The 13,769-nt window shown below is 58.5% G+C and carries 12 protein-coding genes and 3 tRNA genes; 14 read left to right on the plus strand and 1 reads right to left on the minus strand.

All coding sequences use genetic code 11. The annotated features are described in order from the left end of the window. The first annotated feature begins 1 nt into the window (after nt 1). The 8 genes from carB (at nt 2) to DYE40_RS11170 (ending at nt 9,952) form a co-directional block, all read left to right on the plus strand. Entirely contained in the window at nt 2–3,220 is a 3,219-nt protein-coding gene (carB, locus tag DYE40_RS11135; protein WP_115309161.1) for a carbamoyl-phosphate synthase large subunit, read from the plus strand. 351 nt (nt 3,221–3,571) lie between these two features. Next, nucleotides 3,572–4,858 carry a phosphopyruvate hydratase gene (eno, locus tag DYE40_RS11140; RefSeq protein WP_115309162.1) on the plus strand — a complete coding sequence of 429 codons (1,287 nt, stop codon included), beginning with the start codon at nt 3,572–3,574 and terminating at the stop codon, nt 4,856–4,858. Nucleotides 4,859–4,866: 8 nt separating this feature from the next. Beyond that, nucleotides 4,867–5,145 (plus strand): cell division protein FtsB, encoded by a 279-nt coding sequence (gene ftsB / locus DYE40_RS11145; RefSeq protein ID WP_115309163.1) that lies wholly within the window; start codon nt 4,867–4,869, stop codon nt 5,143–5,145. 319 nt (nt 5,146–5,464) lie between these two features. Continuing rightward, the gene (locus tag DYE40_RS11150; RefSeq protein ID WP_115309164.1) at nt 5,465–6,397 is read left to right on the plus strand and encodes an energy transducer TonB; all 933 of its coding nucleotides are present in this window, start codon (nt 5,465–5,467) and stop codon (nt 6,395–6,397) included. Between the two features lie 93 nt (nt 6,398–6,490). Beyond that, nucleotides 6,491–7,153 (plus strand): MotA/TolQ/ExbB proton channel family protein, encoded by a 663-nt coding sequence (locus DYE40_RS11155; protein WP_115309165.1) that lies wholly within the window; start codon nt 6,491–6,493, stop codon nt 7,151–7,153. A 3-nt stretch (nt 7,154–7,156) separates the two neighbouring features. Beyond that, entirely contained in the window at nt 7,157–7,603 is a 447-nt protein-coding gene (locus tag DYE40_RS11160) for an ExbD/TolR family protein (RefSeq protein ID WP_115309166.1), read from the plus strand. Nucleotides 7,604–7,990: 387 nt separating this feature from the next. Then, nucleotides 7,991–9,283 (plus strand): histidinol dehydrogenase, encoded by a 1,293-nt coding sequence (hisD, locus tag DYE40_RS11165; RefSeq protein ID WP_115309167.1) that lies wholly within the window; start codon nt 7,991–7,993, stop codon nt 9,281–9,283. Nucleotides 9,284–9,484: 201 nt separating this feature from the next. Continuing rightward, nucleotides 9,485–9,952 carry a NemA protein gene (locus DYE40_RS11170; RefSeq protein ID WP_115309168.1) on the plus strand — a complete coding sequence of 156 codons (468 nt, stop codon included), beginning with the start codon at nt 9,485–9,487 and terminating at the stop codon, nt 9,950–9,952. A gap of 350 nt (nt 9,953–10,302) precedes the next feature. Here the strand turns inward: DYE40_RS11170 and DYE40_RS11175 are convergent. Then, nucleotides 10,303–10,378, minus strand: a tRNA-Glu gene (locus DYE40_RS11175). Between the two features lie 133 nt (nt 10,379–10,511). On the opposite strand from DYE40_RS11175, the gene DYE40_RS11180 reads away from it, so the two are divergent. From DYE40_RS11180 to DYE40_RS11205, 6 genes are all read left to right on the plus strand, one after another. Next, nucleotides 10,512–11,411, plus strand: a complete 900-nt coding sequence (locus DYE40_RS11180; RefSeq protein ID WP_115309169.1) for a recombination-associated protein RdgC — start codon at nt 10,512–10,514, stop codon at nt 11,409–11,411. A gap of 141 nt (nt 11,412–11,552) precedes the next feature. Further along, nucleotides 11,553–11,972, plus strand: a complete 420-nt coding sequence (locus tag DYE40_RS11185) for an MORN repeat-containing protein (RefSeq protein ID WP_115309170.1) — start codon at nt 11,553–11,555, stop codon at nt 11,970–11,972. Between the two features lie 70 nt (nt 11,973–12,042). Continuing rightward, a complete protein-coding gene (dcd, locus tag DYE40_RS11190) occupies nt 12,043–12,609 on the plus strand; it encodes a dCTP deaminase (RefSeq protein WP_115309171.1) in 567 nt (188 codons plus the stop codon). An 84-nt stretch (nt 12,610–12,693) separates the two neighbouring features. Beyond that, nucleotides 12,694–13,470 carry a peroxide stress protein YaaA gene (gene yaaA, locus DYE40_RS11195; RefSeq protein WP_115309172.1) on the plus strand — a complete coding sequence of 259 codons (777 nt, stop codon included), beginning with the start codon at nt 12,694–12,696 and terminating at the stop codon, nt 13,468–13,470. Between the two features lie 59 nt (nt 13,471–13,529). Next, nucleotides 13,530–13,620, plus strand: a tRNA-Ser gene (locus tag DYE40_RS11200). A 30-nt stretch (nt 13,621–13,650) separates the two neighbouring features. Then, nucleotides 13,651–13,740 (plus strand) — tRNA-Ser (locus tag DYE40_RS11205). Nucleotides 13,741–13,769 lie beyond the last annotated feature (29 nt).

Raw genomic sequence — 13,769 nt, forward strand, 5'->3', positions numbered from 1 at the left:
CATGCCCAAACGTACCGACCTAAAATCCATCCTCATCATCGGCGCCGGCCCGATTGTGATCGGCCAAGCCTGTGAATTTGACTATTCCGGCGCGCAAGCGTGTAAGGCGCTGCGCGAAGAAGGCTACAAAGTCATCCTCGTCAATTCCAACCCCGCCACGATTATGACCGACCCCGATATGGCCGATGTTACCTATATCGAGCCGATTATGTGGCAGACGGTGGAGAAGATTATCGCCAAAGAACGTCCCGACGCGGTGCTGCCGACCATGGGCGGCCAAACCGCGCTCAACTGTGCGCTGGATTTGGCGCGCAACGGCGTGCTGGCCAAATACAATGTCGAACTGATCGGCGCAACCGAAGATGCGATTGATAAAGCCGAAGACCGCGGCCGCTTTAAAGAGGCGATGGCGAAAATCGGCCTCTCCACGCCCAAATCGTTTGTGTGCCACACCATGAACGAGGCCTTGCGCGCGCAGGAAGAAGTGGGCTTTCCCACGCTGATCCGCCCGTCGTTTACCATGGGCGGTTCGGGCGGCGGCATTGCCTACAACAAAGACGAGTTTCTGGCGATTTGCGAACGCGGTTTCGACGCTTCGCCCACGCATGAGTTGCTGATTGAGCAGTCGGTGTTGGGCTGGAAAGAATACGAGATGGAGGTGGTGCGCGACAAAAACGACAACTGCATCATCATCTGTTCGATTGAAAACTTCGACCCGATGGGCGTGCACACGGGCGACAGCATCACGGTTGCCCCCGCGCAGACGCTCACCGACAAAGAATACCAAATCATGCGTAACGCCAGCTTGGCGGTGTTGCGCGAAATCGGCGTGGACACGGGCGGCTCGAACGTGCAGTTTGCGGTCAACCCCGCCAACGGCGAGATGATTGTGATCGAGATGAACCCGCGCGTGAGCCGTTCGTCTGCGCTGGCTTCCAAGGCCACGGGCTTTCCGATTGCCAAAGTGGCGGCCAAGCTGGCGGTGGGCTTTACGCTGGACGAGCTGCGCAACGACATCACCGGCGGCCGCACGCCCGCGTCGTTTGAGCCGAGCATCGATTATGTGGTTACCAAAATCCCGCGTTTCGCGTTTGAAAAATTCCCCGCCGCCGACGACCGCCTCACCACGCAGATGAAATCGGTGGGCGAAGTGATGGCGATGGGGCGCACGATTCAGGAATCGATGCAGAAAGCCCTGCGCGGTTTGGAAACCGGCCTGTGCGGCTTCAACCCGAAAACCGCCGACAAAGCCGAAATCCGCCGCGAGCTGGCCAACCCCGGCCCCGAGCGCATTCTCTATGTGGCCGACGCATTCCGCGCGGGCTTCACGATTGCCGAAATCCACGACATCTGCGCCATCGATCCGTGGTTTTTGGCGCAAATCGAAGACATCGTTAAAGAAGAGCAAAGCATTGTTTCAGGCAGCCTGAACGGTTTGGACTACGCCGCCATGCGCCGCCTGAAACGCAAAGGCTTTGCCGACAAACGCATCGCGCAACTGCTCGGCGTGAGTGAAAAAGCCGTACGCGAACACCGCTACGCGCTGAACCTGCACCCCGTTTACAAGCGCGTGGACACCTGTGCGGCCGAGTTCCAGTCCGACACCGCCTACCTCTATTCCACTTACGAAGAAGAATGCGAAGCGCGGCCGTCTGAAAACAAAAAAGTGATGATTCTCGGCGGCGGCCCCAACCGCATCGGCCAAGGCATCGAGTTCGACTACTGCTGCGTGCACGCCGCGCTGGCGCTGCGCGAATCGGGTTTTGAAACCATTATGGTCAACTGCAACCCCGAAACCGTGTCCACCGACTTCGACACCAGCGACCGCCTGTATTTCGAGCCGCTCACGCTGGAAGACGTACTGGAAATCGTGCGCACCGAAAACCCGTGGGGCGTGATTGTGCATTACGGCGGCCAAACCCCGCTGAAACTGGCCAACGCGCTGGTGGAAAACGGCGTGAACATCATCGGCACATCCGCCGACAGCATCGATGCCGCCGAAGACCGCGAACGCTTCCAAAAAGTGCTGAACGACCTCGGCCTGCGCCAGCCGCCCAACCGCACCGCCCGCAATGAAGAAGAAGCCTTGGTGCTGGCCGAAGAAATCGGCTATCCGCTGGTGGTGCGCCCGTCATACGTACTCGGCGGCCGCGCCATGCAGGTCGTCCACTCGCCCGCCGAATTGCAAACCTATATGCGCGAAGCCGTGCAGGTGTCCGAAGACAGCCCCGTGCTGCTGGACTTTTTCCTGAACAACGCCATCGAAGTGGACGTGGACTGCGTTTCAGACGGCAAAGACGTGGTCATCGGCGGCATCATGCAGCACGTCGAGCAGGCCGGCATCCACTCGGGCGACTCGGGCTGCTCGCTGCCGCCGTATTCGCTGGGCGCGGAAATCCAAGACGAAATCCGCCGCCAAACCAAAGCCATGGCCTACGCGCTGAACGTGGTCGGCCTGATGAACGTGCAGTTTGCCGTGCAGGACGGCGTGGTGTTTGTGTTGGAAGTGAACCCGCGTGCCAGCCGCACCGTGCCGTTTGTTTCCAAAGCCACGTCCGTGCCGCTGGCCAAAGTCGGCGCACGCGCGATGGCGGGCATCGCTTTGCAGGAGCAAGGCGTTGAAAAAGAAGTGGTTCCCGATTTTTACGCCGTGAAAGAAGCCGTGTTCCCGTTTATCAAATTCCCCGGCGTGGACACGATTTTAGGCCCCGAAATGCGCTCCACCGGCGAAGTGATGGGCGTGGGCGAAACCTTCTCCGAAGCCTACCTGAAAGCCCAACTCGGCGCGGGCGAGCGCATGCCCGCCACCGGCAAAGTGTTTATTTCCGTGCGCGGAGAAGACAAGCCGCTGATTGTTCAGACGGCCAAAAACTTCCAAACCTTAGGCTACGGCGTGTGCGCCACACGCGGCACGGCGGCCTATCTGCAAGAACACGGCGTGGTGGTGCAGACGGTAAACAAAGTGCCCGAAGGCCGCCCGCATATTGTGGACGCGATTAAAAACGGCGAAATCGCGCTGGTGGTAAACACCACCGCCAGCGACCCGCAAGAAATCGCCGACAGCCACAGCATCCGCCGCACTTCGCTCACCCAGCGCGTGCCGCAATACACCACCGTCGCCGGCGGCGAAGCCATGAGCGAAGGCGTGAAGAGCCTCAACGACATGGGCGTGTACAGCGTGCAGGAACTGCACGGACGGCTGAAGAAACACCCGGCCTGAGCGGCAGAAAGGCCGTCTGAAAATACGGTTGCGGCAAAGCAAAACAGCATCGCGGATTTCAGACGGCCTGCAAACGACAAAGAGCGCGTGCGCCGCTTTGGCGGCACACCCCACCTGATTCTGCGCAGGCTGCTGCCCGCAGCAAGCCCGTTCCAGCCACCCGCGTAGGGTGTGTCGCCCCAGCGGCACACGTGTTCTCCGAATTTCGGCAAAAGGCCGTCTGAAAAGCCGATTTTGCGTTTTTCAGACGGCCTGTGCAGGTATAATCCCACCCTTTGCGCCTGCCGTCCCGCCAAGTGCGGCAGGCCGTCTGAAACTTCCCTCCAAACCCATTATTTCAGGAGCAAACCCATGAGTGCCATCATCGACATCTTCGCCCGAGAAATCCTCGACTCGCGCGGCAACCCCACCGTCGAATGCGACGTTTTGCTGGAAAGCGGCGTAATGGGACGCGCAGCCGTACCCAGCGGCGCGTCCACCGGCCAGAAAGAAGCCTTGGAGCTGCGCGACGGCGACCCCTCCCGCTACTTGGGCAAAGGCGTACTCAAAGCCGTTGCCCACGTCAACAACGAAATCGCCCAAGCCCTCATCGGCATTGACGCATCCGAGCAGTCCTACATCGACAAAATCATGATCGAACTTGACGGCACCGACAACAAAGGCAACCTCGGTGCAAACGCCACACTCGCCGTATCGATGGCCGTCGCCCGCGCCGCCGCCGAAGATGCCGGCCTGCCGCTCTACCGCTACCTCGGCGGCGCAGGCCCGCTGGCCATGCCCGTACCGATGATGAACGTCATCAACGGAGGCGCACACGCCAACAACAGCTTGGATATTCAAGAATTTATGATTATGCCCGTCGGTGCGCCCACCTTCCGCGAAGCCCTGCGCTGCGGCGCGGAAGTGTTCCACGCCCTGAAAAAGCTGTGCGACAAAAAAGGCTATCCCACCACCGTCGGCGACGAAGGCGGCTTCGCCCCCAACCTGAACAGCCACGAGGAAGCACTGCAACTGATGCAGGAAGCCGTAGAAGCCGCAGGCTACAAAACCGGCGAAGACGTACTCTTCGCGCTCGACTGCGCGTCCAGCGAATTCTACAAAGACGGCAAATACCACCTCTCCGCCGAAAAACTCTCCCTAACCGGAGCCGAATTTGCCGACTATCTCGCCCGCCTGGCCGAAAAATACCCCATCGTCTCCATCGAAGACGGCATGGACGAAAACGACCGCGAAGGCTGGAAGCTGCTTACCGCCAAACTCGGCGGCAAAGTCCAGCTCGTCGGCGACGACCTGTTCGTTACCAATCCGCAAATCCTTGCCGAAGGCATCAAAGACGGCATCGCCAACGCCCTTTTGGTAAAAGTGAACCAAATCGGCACCCTGAGCGAAACCCTCAAAGCCGTCGAGCTGGCCAAACGCAGCCGCTACACCAGCATCATGAGCCACCGCTCCGGCGAAACCGAAGATTCCACCATTGCCGATCTCGCCGTTGCCACCAACTGTATGCAAATCAAAACCGGCTCCCTTTCCCGCTCCGACCGCATGGCCAAATACAACCAACTCCTGCGCATCGAAGAAGAATTGGGCGAAGCGGCCTTCTACCCCGGCAAAGCCGCGTTCTACCAACTCGGCCGCTAAACCCCGCCATGAAGTGGACAACGCTGGTACTGCTGGCCGCACTGGGACATTTCCAGTACAAACTTTGGGTGGGCAAAGGCAGTTATGAAGATGTCGCGCAGATGGAGCAACGGGTACGTACCCGCGTGGCATCCAACCAAATCCTGCAACTGCGCAACAACGCCCTGGCCGCCGAAGTGGCCGACCTGCAAAGCGGCAGCGATGCCATCGAAGAAATCGCCCGCACCGACTTGGGCTACATCGCACAAGGCGAAATCTACTACCGCCTGGTCAAACCCGCCGAGTAAACAGCACATACCGGCAGGCCGTCTGAAAACCGCAATTACGGTTTTCAGACGGCCTTTCTTTATTTGCGGATAGATCCGGACACCATATCGCAGCAGGCCAAACCGATACCGGCCATACCGGCCGCTTCCGGCAATATATTCGGACAAACAAACCGTCGGCAGCCGTGGAATCCGGCCTGCCGCACCGCTTCTTACCCCGCCCCGCCCAAACAATCCCCCTAACATTTTTTATCCTGCATTGATACTATCAAACAAATAAAAACAATAAATTAAAAAATAGCTTGCAAGAAAGAATAGTTTTAATTAGTATGCCGCCCCTATGAAAAACGATAGCCTGCTCACCTTTTCCGTACTCGGATTTGTCGCACTGATGCACGCGGTGTTGTTTGCCCTGCTCATGATGCTTACCACCTCCCCTCCGCCTCCTGTGGAGGAAATGGAGTTTGTCGATCTGAGCGCGTTCGGCGAACCCGGCGGAGGAGGCGGCGGCGAACCCGAAGCCGCTCCTGCGCCCGAACCCGCCCAAGCCGAGCCGCCCAAGCCCGAGCCGGAAAAACCCGAACCGCCCAAGCCTGTGGAAAAACCCAAGCCCGTGGTGAAAGAGCCGGAAAAACCCAAGCTCAAGCCCGTGATCACACGCGACAAAAAAGCCGACATTCTCGTTCCGAAAGAAGAGAAACCCAAGCCCAAACCCGAACCCAAGCCGGAACCGAAACCCGAGCCCAAGCCCGAACCTAAAGCCGAACCCAAACCCGCAGCTCCCGCACCGCAGCCGGAGAAAAAACCCGAGTTTACCGCCCCCGGCGGCACCGGCAGCGGAGAAGGCCGCGGCACCGACCCCAAAGCCCACGGCAAACCCGGCAGCACGGGCACAGGCGGCGGCAAAGGCGGCGGCGACGGCACAGGCGAAGGCAACGGCAGCGGATCGGGCAAAGGCCCGGGCAGCGGCGGCGGATCGGGCGGCGGCGACGGTGCGGGCAGCAGTGCCGGCAACGCCATTGTCAAAGCAGGCGGCCGTCTCGCCACACCCGAATACCCGCCCATGTCGTTGGAACACGACGAAGAAGGTACGGTCGTAATGGATTTGCTGGTAGACCCGAGCGGCCGCGTAACCGAGGTAAAAGTCGTCAAACGCAGCGGCTATCCGCGCCTCGACAAAGCCGCCGAACGCGGCGCAAGAAGCGGACACTACCAAACCAACGGCAAATGGGTACGCTTCAAGAGCGCGAAAATCGTTTTCGAGCTGAACTGAATCCCGCCATCGGGCCGTCTGCAAAAACAGCGCAGTTTTCAGACGGCCTGAAACAGAAATTTTTCAAATCAACAACCAAGGAAGCATGACAACATGAATTTATTACACGTTTTCGAACAAGGCGATTTCGTCCTCATCACCGCCTTCATCATCCTCATCATCATGAGTATGGCCACATGGACGGTGATGATCGTCCGCGCCATCAAGCTGCGCCGCGCCAAAGCAGGCAACGCCCGCGTCAAAGACCTGATTTGGAGCGCGAAATCCCTTGACGAAGCAGTAAAAATCGCCCGAGAACACGAATCGCCGATGAGCGACATACTGCTGGATGCCGTGAAAACCGACGAAATCTTCCACCGCAACAAAGATGCCAACCTCGCTTCCGGCGTACCCTTCGGCCCCTACCTGATGCGCCAAATCCAATACAACATCGGCCAAATCATGCGCCGCTTCGACGGCGGCCTGACCGCCCTCGCCTCCATCGGCTCGAGTGCGCCCTTTATCGGCCTGTTCGGCACGGTATGGGGCATCCACAAAGCCCTGCTCAACATCGGCCAAAGCGGCCAGGTCAGCATTGCCGCCGTGGCCGGCCCCATCGGCGAAGCCCTGATTGCCACCGCCGTCGGCCTGTTTGCCGCCATTCCCGCCGTGCTGGCCTACAACTTCCTCGTGCGCGGCAACAAAACCCTGTTGCAGGATCTGAACGCCTTCGGCCACGACCTGCACGCGCAAATCCTCAATAAAAACGGAGAATAAGCCATGTCTTTTTCCATGAACGAAGGCGGCGATGACGCACCGGTAAGCGACATCAACGTAACCCCGCTGGTGGACGTGATACTCGTGCTGCTTATCGTCTTCATGATTACCATGCCCGTGCTGACCCACTCCATCCAGATCCAGCTTCCCACCGCCTCGGAAACTGCCGGAGCGCAAGAAGAAACCAAGCCCAAAGATCCGATGTGGCTGAGCATAGACGAAAGCGGCCAATACTTCATCAACCGCACCGACACGCCCATAGCGAAAGAAAACCTCTCTTCCGCGTTTGCCCAAGCGGTTGCCGACAATCCCGAAGTCATCCTGGCGGTGGACGCATCCAAAGACGTAGATTACGGTACGGTCATCCAGGCCATCGACATGGCCAAAGAAGCCAAAATCAAAAAAATCGGCTTCAACACCGAAGTAAAAAACGTCGCCTCCCCGCAGTAACACTGGCGCACAAAAACAGGCCGTCTGAAAACTCCTTTTCAGACGGCCTGTTTGCCATCCCCGCCATGTCGGAACCGATGTCGGGTGTCTCGCTCCGACGACACGCGCGCGCCCTGCCCTGCTGGGAACTTTTCGGCAATACATCCAAACCGAAGCCGCAAACGGTTTGCCGGCCACGCCTGTCTGAGGCCGTCTGAAAACCCGTTTTCAGACGGCCTCAGCCTTTTTCCCCACCCTGCCCCGTTGTCCGCACCCTCCGCCAAATGGTATAAAGCAGCCCGATTCCCGCCGTACAAACACTATTTTCAGACGGCCTCCACCTCCCAAAAGGCCGTCTGAAAACGTTTCCGCCAAAACCAAAACCACATCTGCCCACGGAACCCAGCCATGAAAAAACTCGACACCCAATCCCCCACTTTCCCTTCCGAACTCAACGCCCTGCTGGCGTTTGAAACCGCGCAAAACCCCGAAACCGAACGCATCGTGGCCGACATCTGCGCCGACGTACGGCAGCGCGGCGATACCGCACTCATCGAATACACCAACCGCTTCGACGGCACAGCCGCACAAAGCATGGCCGACCTGACGCTGGCGCAAAACGATCTGCAAGCCGCCTTCCACCGCCTGCCGCACGACATCCAAACCGCCCTGCAAACCGCCGCCGAGCGCGTAAAAAGCTACCACCGCCGCCAAAAAACGGAATCGTGGAGCTACACCGACGAAGACGGCACCCTGCTCGGCCAACAAATCACCCCGCTCGACCGCGTCGGCATTTACGTCCCCGGCGGCAAAGCCGCCTACCCCAGCTCCGTCATCATGAACGCCATGCCCGCGCACGTGGCCGGCGTAGGCGAAATCATCATGGTTGTCCCCACACCGAAAGGAGAACGCAACGACATCGTACTGGCCGCCGCCTACGTTGCCGGCGTACACCGCGCCTTTACCGTCGGCGGCGCACAGGCCGTAGCCGCGCTGGCCTACGGCACCGAAAGCATCCCGCAGGTCGATAAAATCACCGGCCCCGGCAACGCCTTTGTCGCTGCCGCCAAACGCCGCGTATTCGGCGTAGTCGGCATCGACATGGTGGCCGGCCCCTCCGAAATCCTCGTCATTGCCGACGGCAGCACACCCGCCGACTGGGTGGCAATGGACTTGTTCAGCCAGGCCGAACACGACGAAATAGCCCAGGCCATCCTAATCGGCACCACACAGCAATATCTCGACGACGTTCAAACCGCCATGAACCGCCTGATAGACACCATGCCGCGCCGCGCCATCATCGAAGCCTCTTTAAACAGCCGTGGCGCAATGATACTGGCCAAAGATTTGGACGAAGCCTGCGCCATCGCCAACCACATCGCGCCGGAGCATTTGGAGCTTTCGGTAGAAAACCCGCAGCATTGGGCGGAAAAAATCCGCCACGCAGGCGCAATCTTCATGGGACGCTACACCAGCGAAAGCCTCGGCGACTATTGCGCAGGCCCCAACCACGTCCTGCCCACCAGCCGCACCGCCCGCTTCTCCTCCCCGCTGGGCACCTACGATTTTCAAAAACGATCCAGCCTGATCCAAGTTTCCGCAACAGGCGCACGCAAACTGGGACAAACCGCCAGCCTGCTGGCACACGGCGAAAGCCTCACCGCCCACGCACGCGCGGCAGAACTCCGTTTCCAAGAGTAAGCCGCAACAAACGGCAACAGGCCGTCTGAAAAGCCCGACAAGGTTTTTCAGACGGCCTTTCCCATCCGCAGCCGACCACCGGCAAAATATCCGGCAAACCCGTTTCACAGCAGCCAGAGGCCGTCTGAAAAAATGATTTCCATACCGTTTACCACCGTTTCCGCTATACTGTCCGCATTTCCAACCGCAAGGAGCAAGCACATGAAAAACATCCTACTTCTCTCCCTCGCCGCCATCACGCTCACCGCCTGTTCCGGCTCCTCCGTCAACCTCGGCATCGGCGGCTTCGGCCGCCATCTCGGCTTAGGCACATCCGTCAGCATCCCCGTCGGCGGCAAAAAAACCCCGTCCGATGCCGACATCCCCGACACCGCCAAAGAACAAACCGTCGTCGTCCGTTTCGCCGCCGACGGCCAAGCCACCGACAGCCCCGCCAAAGGCGGCAGCTACCGCCAGCTTCTCGGCAAACGCAGCGACAGCGAATACCTGGTGCAGGACTTCTACGAAGACGGCGGCGCAAAACGCACCGACCCGATGGTGCTTACCCGCCAAGCCCTGTTTTCCGCCGACGCACACCCGCAAGACGGCACACTCACCGTCTACTCCCCCGACGGCAAAATCCTGCGCCACCAGCTCTACCGCAACGGCCAGCCCGCCGCCCAGCAATAAACCGCACGCAAAAACAGCCCGACAAGCAATCGGGCTGTTTTCCGTTTCGATGACTTTCCGGCCGGCCGAAACCTTTGCCAAACCCCTAATCTGCCCGAAACCCGTACCTGTCCGAAACCCGTACCTGTCCGAAACCCGTCATTCCCGCGCAGGCGGGAACCTCCTTGGATACTTTGAAATTATTGTAAAAACAACGCAACAAAATTCCCGCCTGTGCAGGCATGATAGAAAGAAGGCTTTTGCAAAGGTTTCAAACAGCGGCGACACAAACGAAAAACGCTTAACAAGTTGAATTTAATAAACAAAAAAGACTTTCCGTATAGATTTTCGGAAAGTCTTTTTTTCAAAACTGGCACGCCCACGGGGATTCGAACCCCGGTTGCCGCCGTGAAAGGGCAGTGTCCTAGGCCTCTAGACGATGGGCGCGTTGCGGGAAGACGCGCACTATACGGAAGGGGGGGTTTTACGTCAAGCGCGGGGGCGGCGGGCGGATTTCAGACGGCCTGCCACGGGCGGGGGCATACTGTATAATGCGGCGGTTTGACAAAAGGAACCAGCCATGTGGTTTAAGCAAATCAGTTTTTACCCGCTTGATAAAGAAAAACTGCCCGATCCGGAAACGCTTTCCGACAAACTCGGCGCAGCGGCATTTGCCCGCTGCCAGGGGCTGGACCGGTTCAGCGAAGGCTTCGCACCTGCCGTTCCGTTTTCGCCCGAACCGGTTTTTCCTGCCGACTACACTTGGCGCGTGGCCTTGAAAAAAGAGGAAAAAGTGCTGCCCGCCGCCGTGATACGCGATGTTTTGGACGAAAAAGTGGAGGAAATCCAAAACAACGAGGCGCGCAATGTCGGCCGCAAGGAAAAGCAGGAGCTGAAAGAACAGATTACCGACGACCTGCTGCCGCGCGCCTTTACCCGCAGCAGCCGCGTGCAGGCTGTTTTCGATACGCGGCACGGTTTTTTGCTGGTAAACAGCGCATCGCCGGCCAAGGCCGAAAATATGCTGACCAAGCTGCGCGAAGCCTTGGGCGGCTTGGAAGCGTCGCTGCCGCATACCAAACAGTCGCCATCCAGCCTGATGACGGCCTGGCTGCTCGACGGGCATTGCGCCGGCGGTTTCAAACTGGACTGCGACTGCGAACTCAAAGGCGCGGGCGATATTGTGCCGGTGGTTAAAGTGTCGAAACAGGATCTGACCGCCGACGAAGTGGTGCAGCACGTCAGAAACGGCAAAACCGTTACCCAGCTCGGCCTGGTATGGCGCGAGCGGATTGCCTTTGTTTTAACGCAGGATTTTACGCTCAAACGCATCCAATACCTCGATGTGTTGCAGGAAGAGGCGGAAAGCCACGGCGACGATGCCGAAAGCCTGACTTTCGCTTCGCAAATCCTGATGACCGAAGCCCTCAGCACCATGATTGCAGAACTGGCCGCACACTTGGGCGGCTGGCAGGACTGATTTTTCAGACGGCCTCAAAATATGTTTGAGGCCGTCTGAAAACATAGGAAACAAAGAAAACCTTATCCGGAAACAATAGATTTGCTTTTCATCCGACTTGCCGGAAACAGTACGGAATATTGAAGACAGAAAAGGACAAAAATGTTGAAAAACATACTTCTGCTGCTGACCGCCCTCACCGCCCTACCCGCCCACGCGGCCTCTCTGCCTTCCTACGGCGGGCAAGGCTGCGCCTATGAAGGCGCAGTCGGTGCGGACAATCTCCCCGAAGGACAGGGCGTGTGGACGTGCGCCAACGGCAACCGCTACGAAGGCGCGTTCAAAAACGGAAAATTCAACGGCAAAGGCCGTTTTACGGTAACACAGCGCGGCGACATCTTCCTCGAACCCTTCGGCGTATACAGCGCGTATTTCAAAGGCATGACCGTCGAAGGCGGCTTCCAGAACAACCGCGCCTCCGGCCGCCACAAAATATTTGAAAACGGACAACAGCTTTTCGATGTCCGTTTCGACAAAGGCATCATGAAAGACGTAAAACTCACCGCCAAACCGAAAAAATGATTTTTCAGACGGCCTCTATACCATTGCAGGCCGTCTGAAAACGCCACCGAACCGCAAAACAGGACTCCCCATGAGCATCAAATCCGACAAATGGATCCGCCGCATGAGCGAACAGCACGGCATGATCGAACCCTTCGAGCCGCGCCAAATCAAAGAAACCGACGGCAAAAAAATCATCTCCTACGGCACATCCAGCTACGGCTACGACATCCGCTGTGCCAACGAATTCAAAATATTCACTAACATCAACAGCACCATCGTCGATCCGAAAAACTTCGACCCGAAAAACTTCGTAACAGTGGAAGACGAGTGCTGCATCATCCCCCCCAACTCCTTCGCCCTCGCCCGCACCGTCGAATACTTCCGCATCCCGCGCAACGTGCTGACCGTGTGCCTGGGCAAATCCACCTACGCCCGCTGCGGCATCATCGTCAACGTAACCCCGTTCGAGCCTGAATGGGAAGGCTACGTTACCCTCGAATTTTCCAACACCACCCCGCTGCCCGCCAAAATCTACGCGGGCGAAGGCGTGGCGCAGGTATTGTTTTTCGAAAGCGACGAAATCTGCGAAACCTCCTACAAAGACCGCAGCGGCAAATACATGGGGCAAACCGGCGTAACCCTGCCGAAAACCTGATCCGCCGTTTTCAGACGGCCTTTTTGCAAGATTAGAGGCCGTCTGAAAAACACATCCGTCCCATTCCACCATCCGGCCGACACCATGCTCCTGCTTATCTCACCCGCCAAAAACCTCAACGAAAAAGATCCCGCACCCGTCTGCGGACACACCCTGCCCGCCCTGCTACCGGAAGCCGCAGAGCTTATGGACGAAGTCAGGCAACTGGCTCCGCAGCAAATCGCCGCGCTCATGCACGTTTCCGACAAAATCGCCCTCCTCAACGCCGAACGCAACGCCGCCTGGCACACACCGTTTACCCCTGAAAACGCCAAACAGGCCGTCTTCCTCTTCAACGGCGACGTATACGGCGGACTCGATGCCCCCAGCATCGGCACCGACGGCCTTGCCTATCTGCAACAACACCTGCGCATCCTCTCCGGCCTCTACGGCCTGCTGCGCCCGCTCGACCTCATCCAAGCCTACCGCCTGGAAATGGGCATCCCCTTTGCCAACCGTCGCGGCAGAAACCTTTACGAATACTGGGGCGCACGCATCACCGCCCTGCTCGCCGACACCCTGCGCGAACAACAGGCCGACACCATCGTCAATCTTGCCTCGCAGGAATACTTCAAAGCCGTGCAGCCGGAAAAACTGCCCGCCCGCATCATCACACCCGTCTTCAAAGACGAAAAAAACGGCGTGTATAAAACCATCAGCTTCCACGCCAAGCGCGCGCGCGGCCTGATGGTGCGCTATGCCGCCGAACACCGCGCCGCCGTCCCCGAACAGCTCAAACACTTCGACAGCGAAGGCTACGCCTACAACGACGCCGCCTCCACGGAAAACGAATGGGTCTTCATGCGGGCGGCACGAAAATAAGGCCGGCGCGCTCTTGCCAAACCCAAAACGCTCGGATATTATGCGCGGCTTCAAGAAACGGAAGCGTGGCAGAGCGGTTTAATGCAACGGTCTTGAAAACCGTCGAGGGTTGATAGCCCTCCGTGAGTTCGAATCTCACCGCTTCCGCCACTCTTGCACTTTCAAATGCGCCGTAATACAGGAAACGTGGCAGAGAGGCTGAATGCAGCGGACTCGAAATCCGCTAAGGGCGCAAGTCCTTCGTGGGTTCGAATCCCACCGTTTCCGCCAACAGCCGGTTCAGATAAAACAGGGTAAGG

It is taken from the genome of Kingella potus, assembly GCF_900451175.1.
In the GTDB taxonomy this organism is placed as follows: Bacteria; Pseudomonadota; Gammaproteobacteria; order Burkholderiales; family Neisseriaceae; genus Neisseria; species Neisseria potus.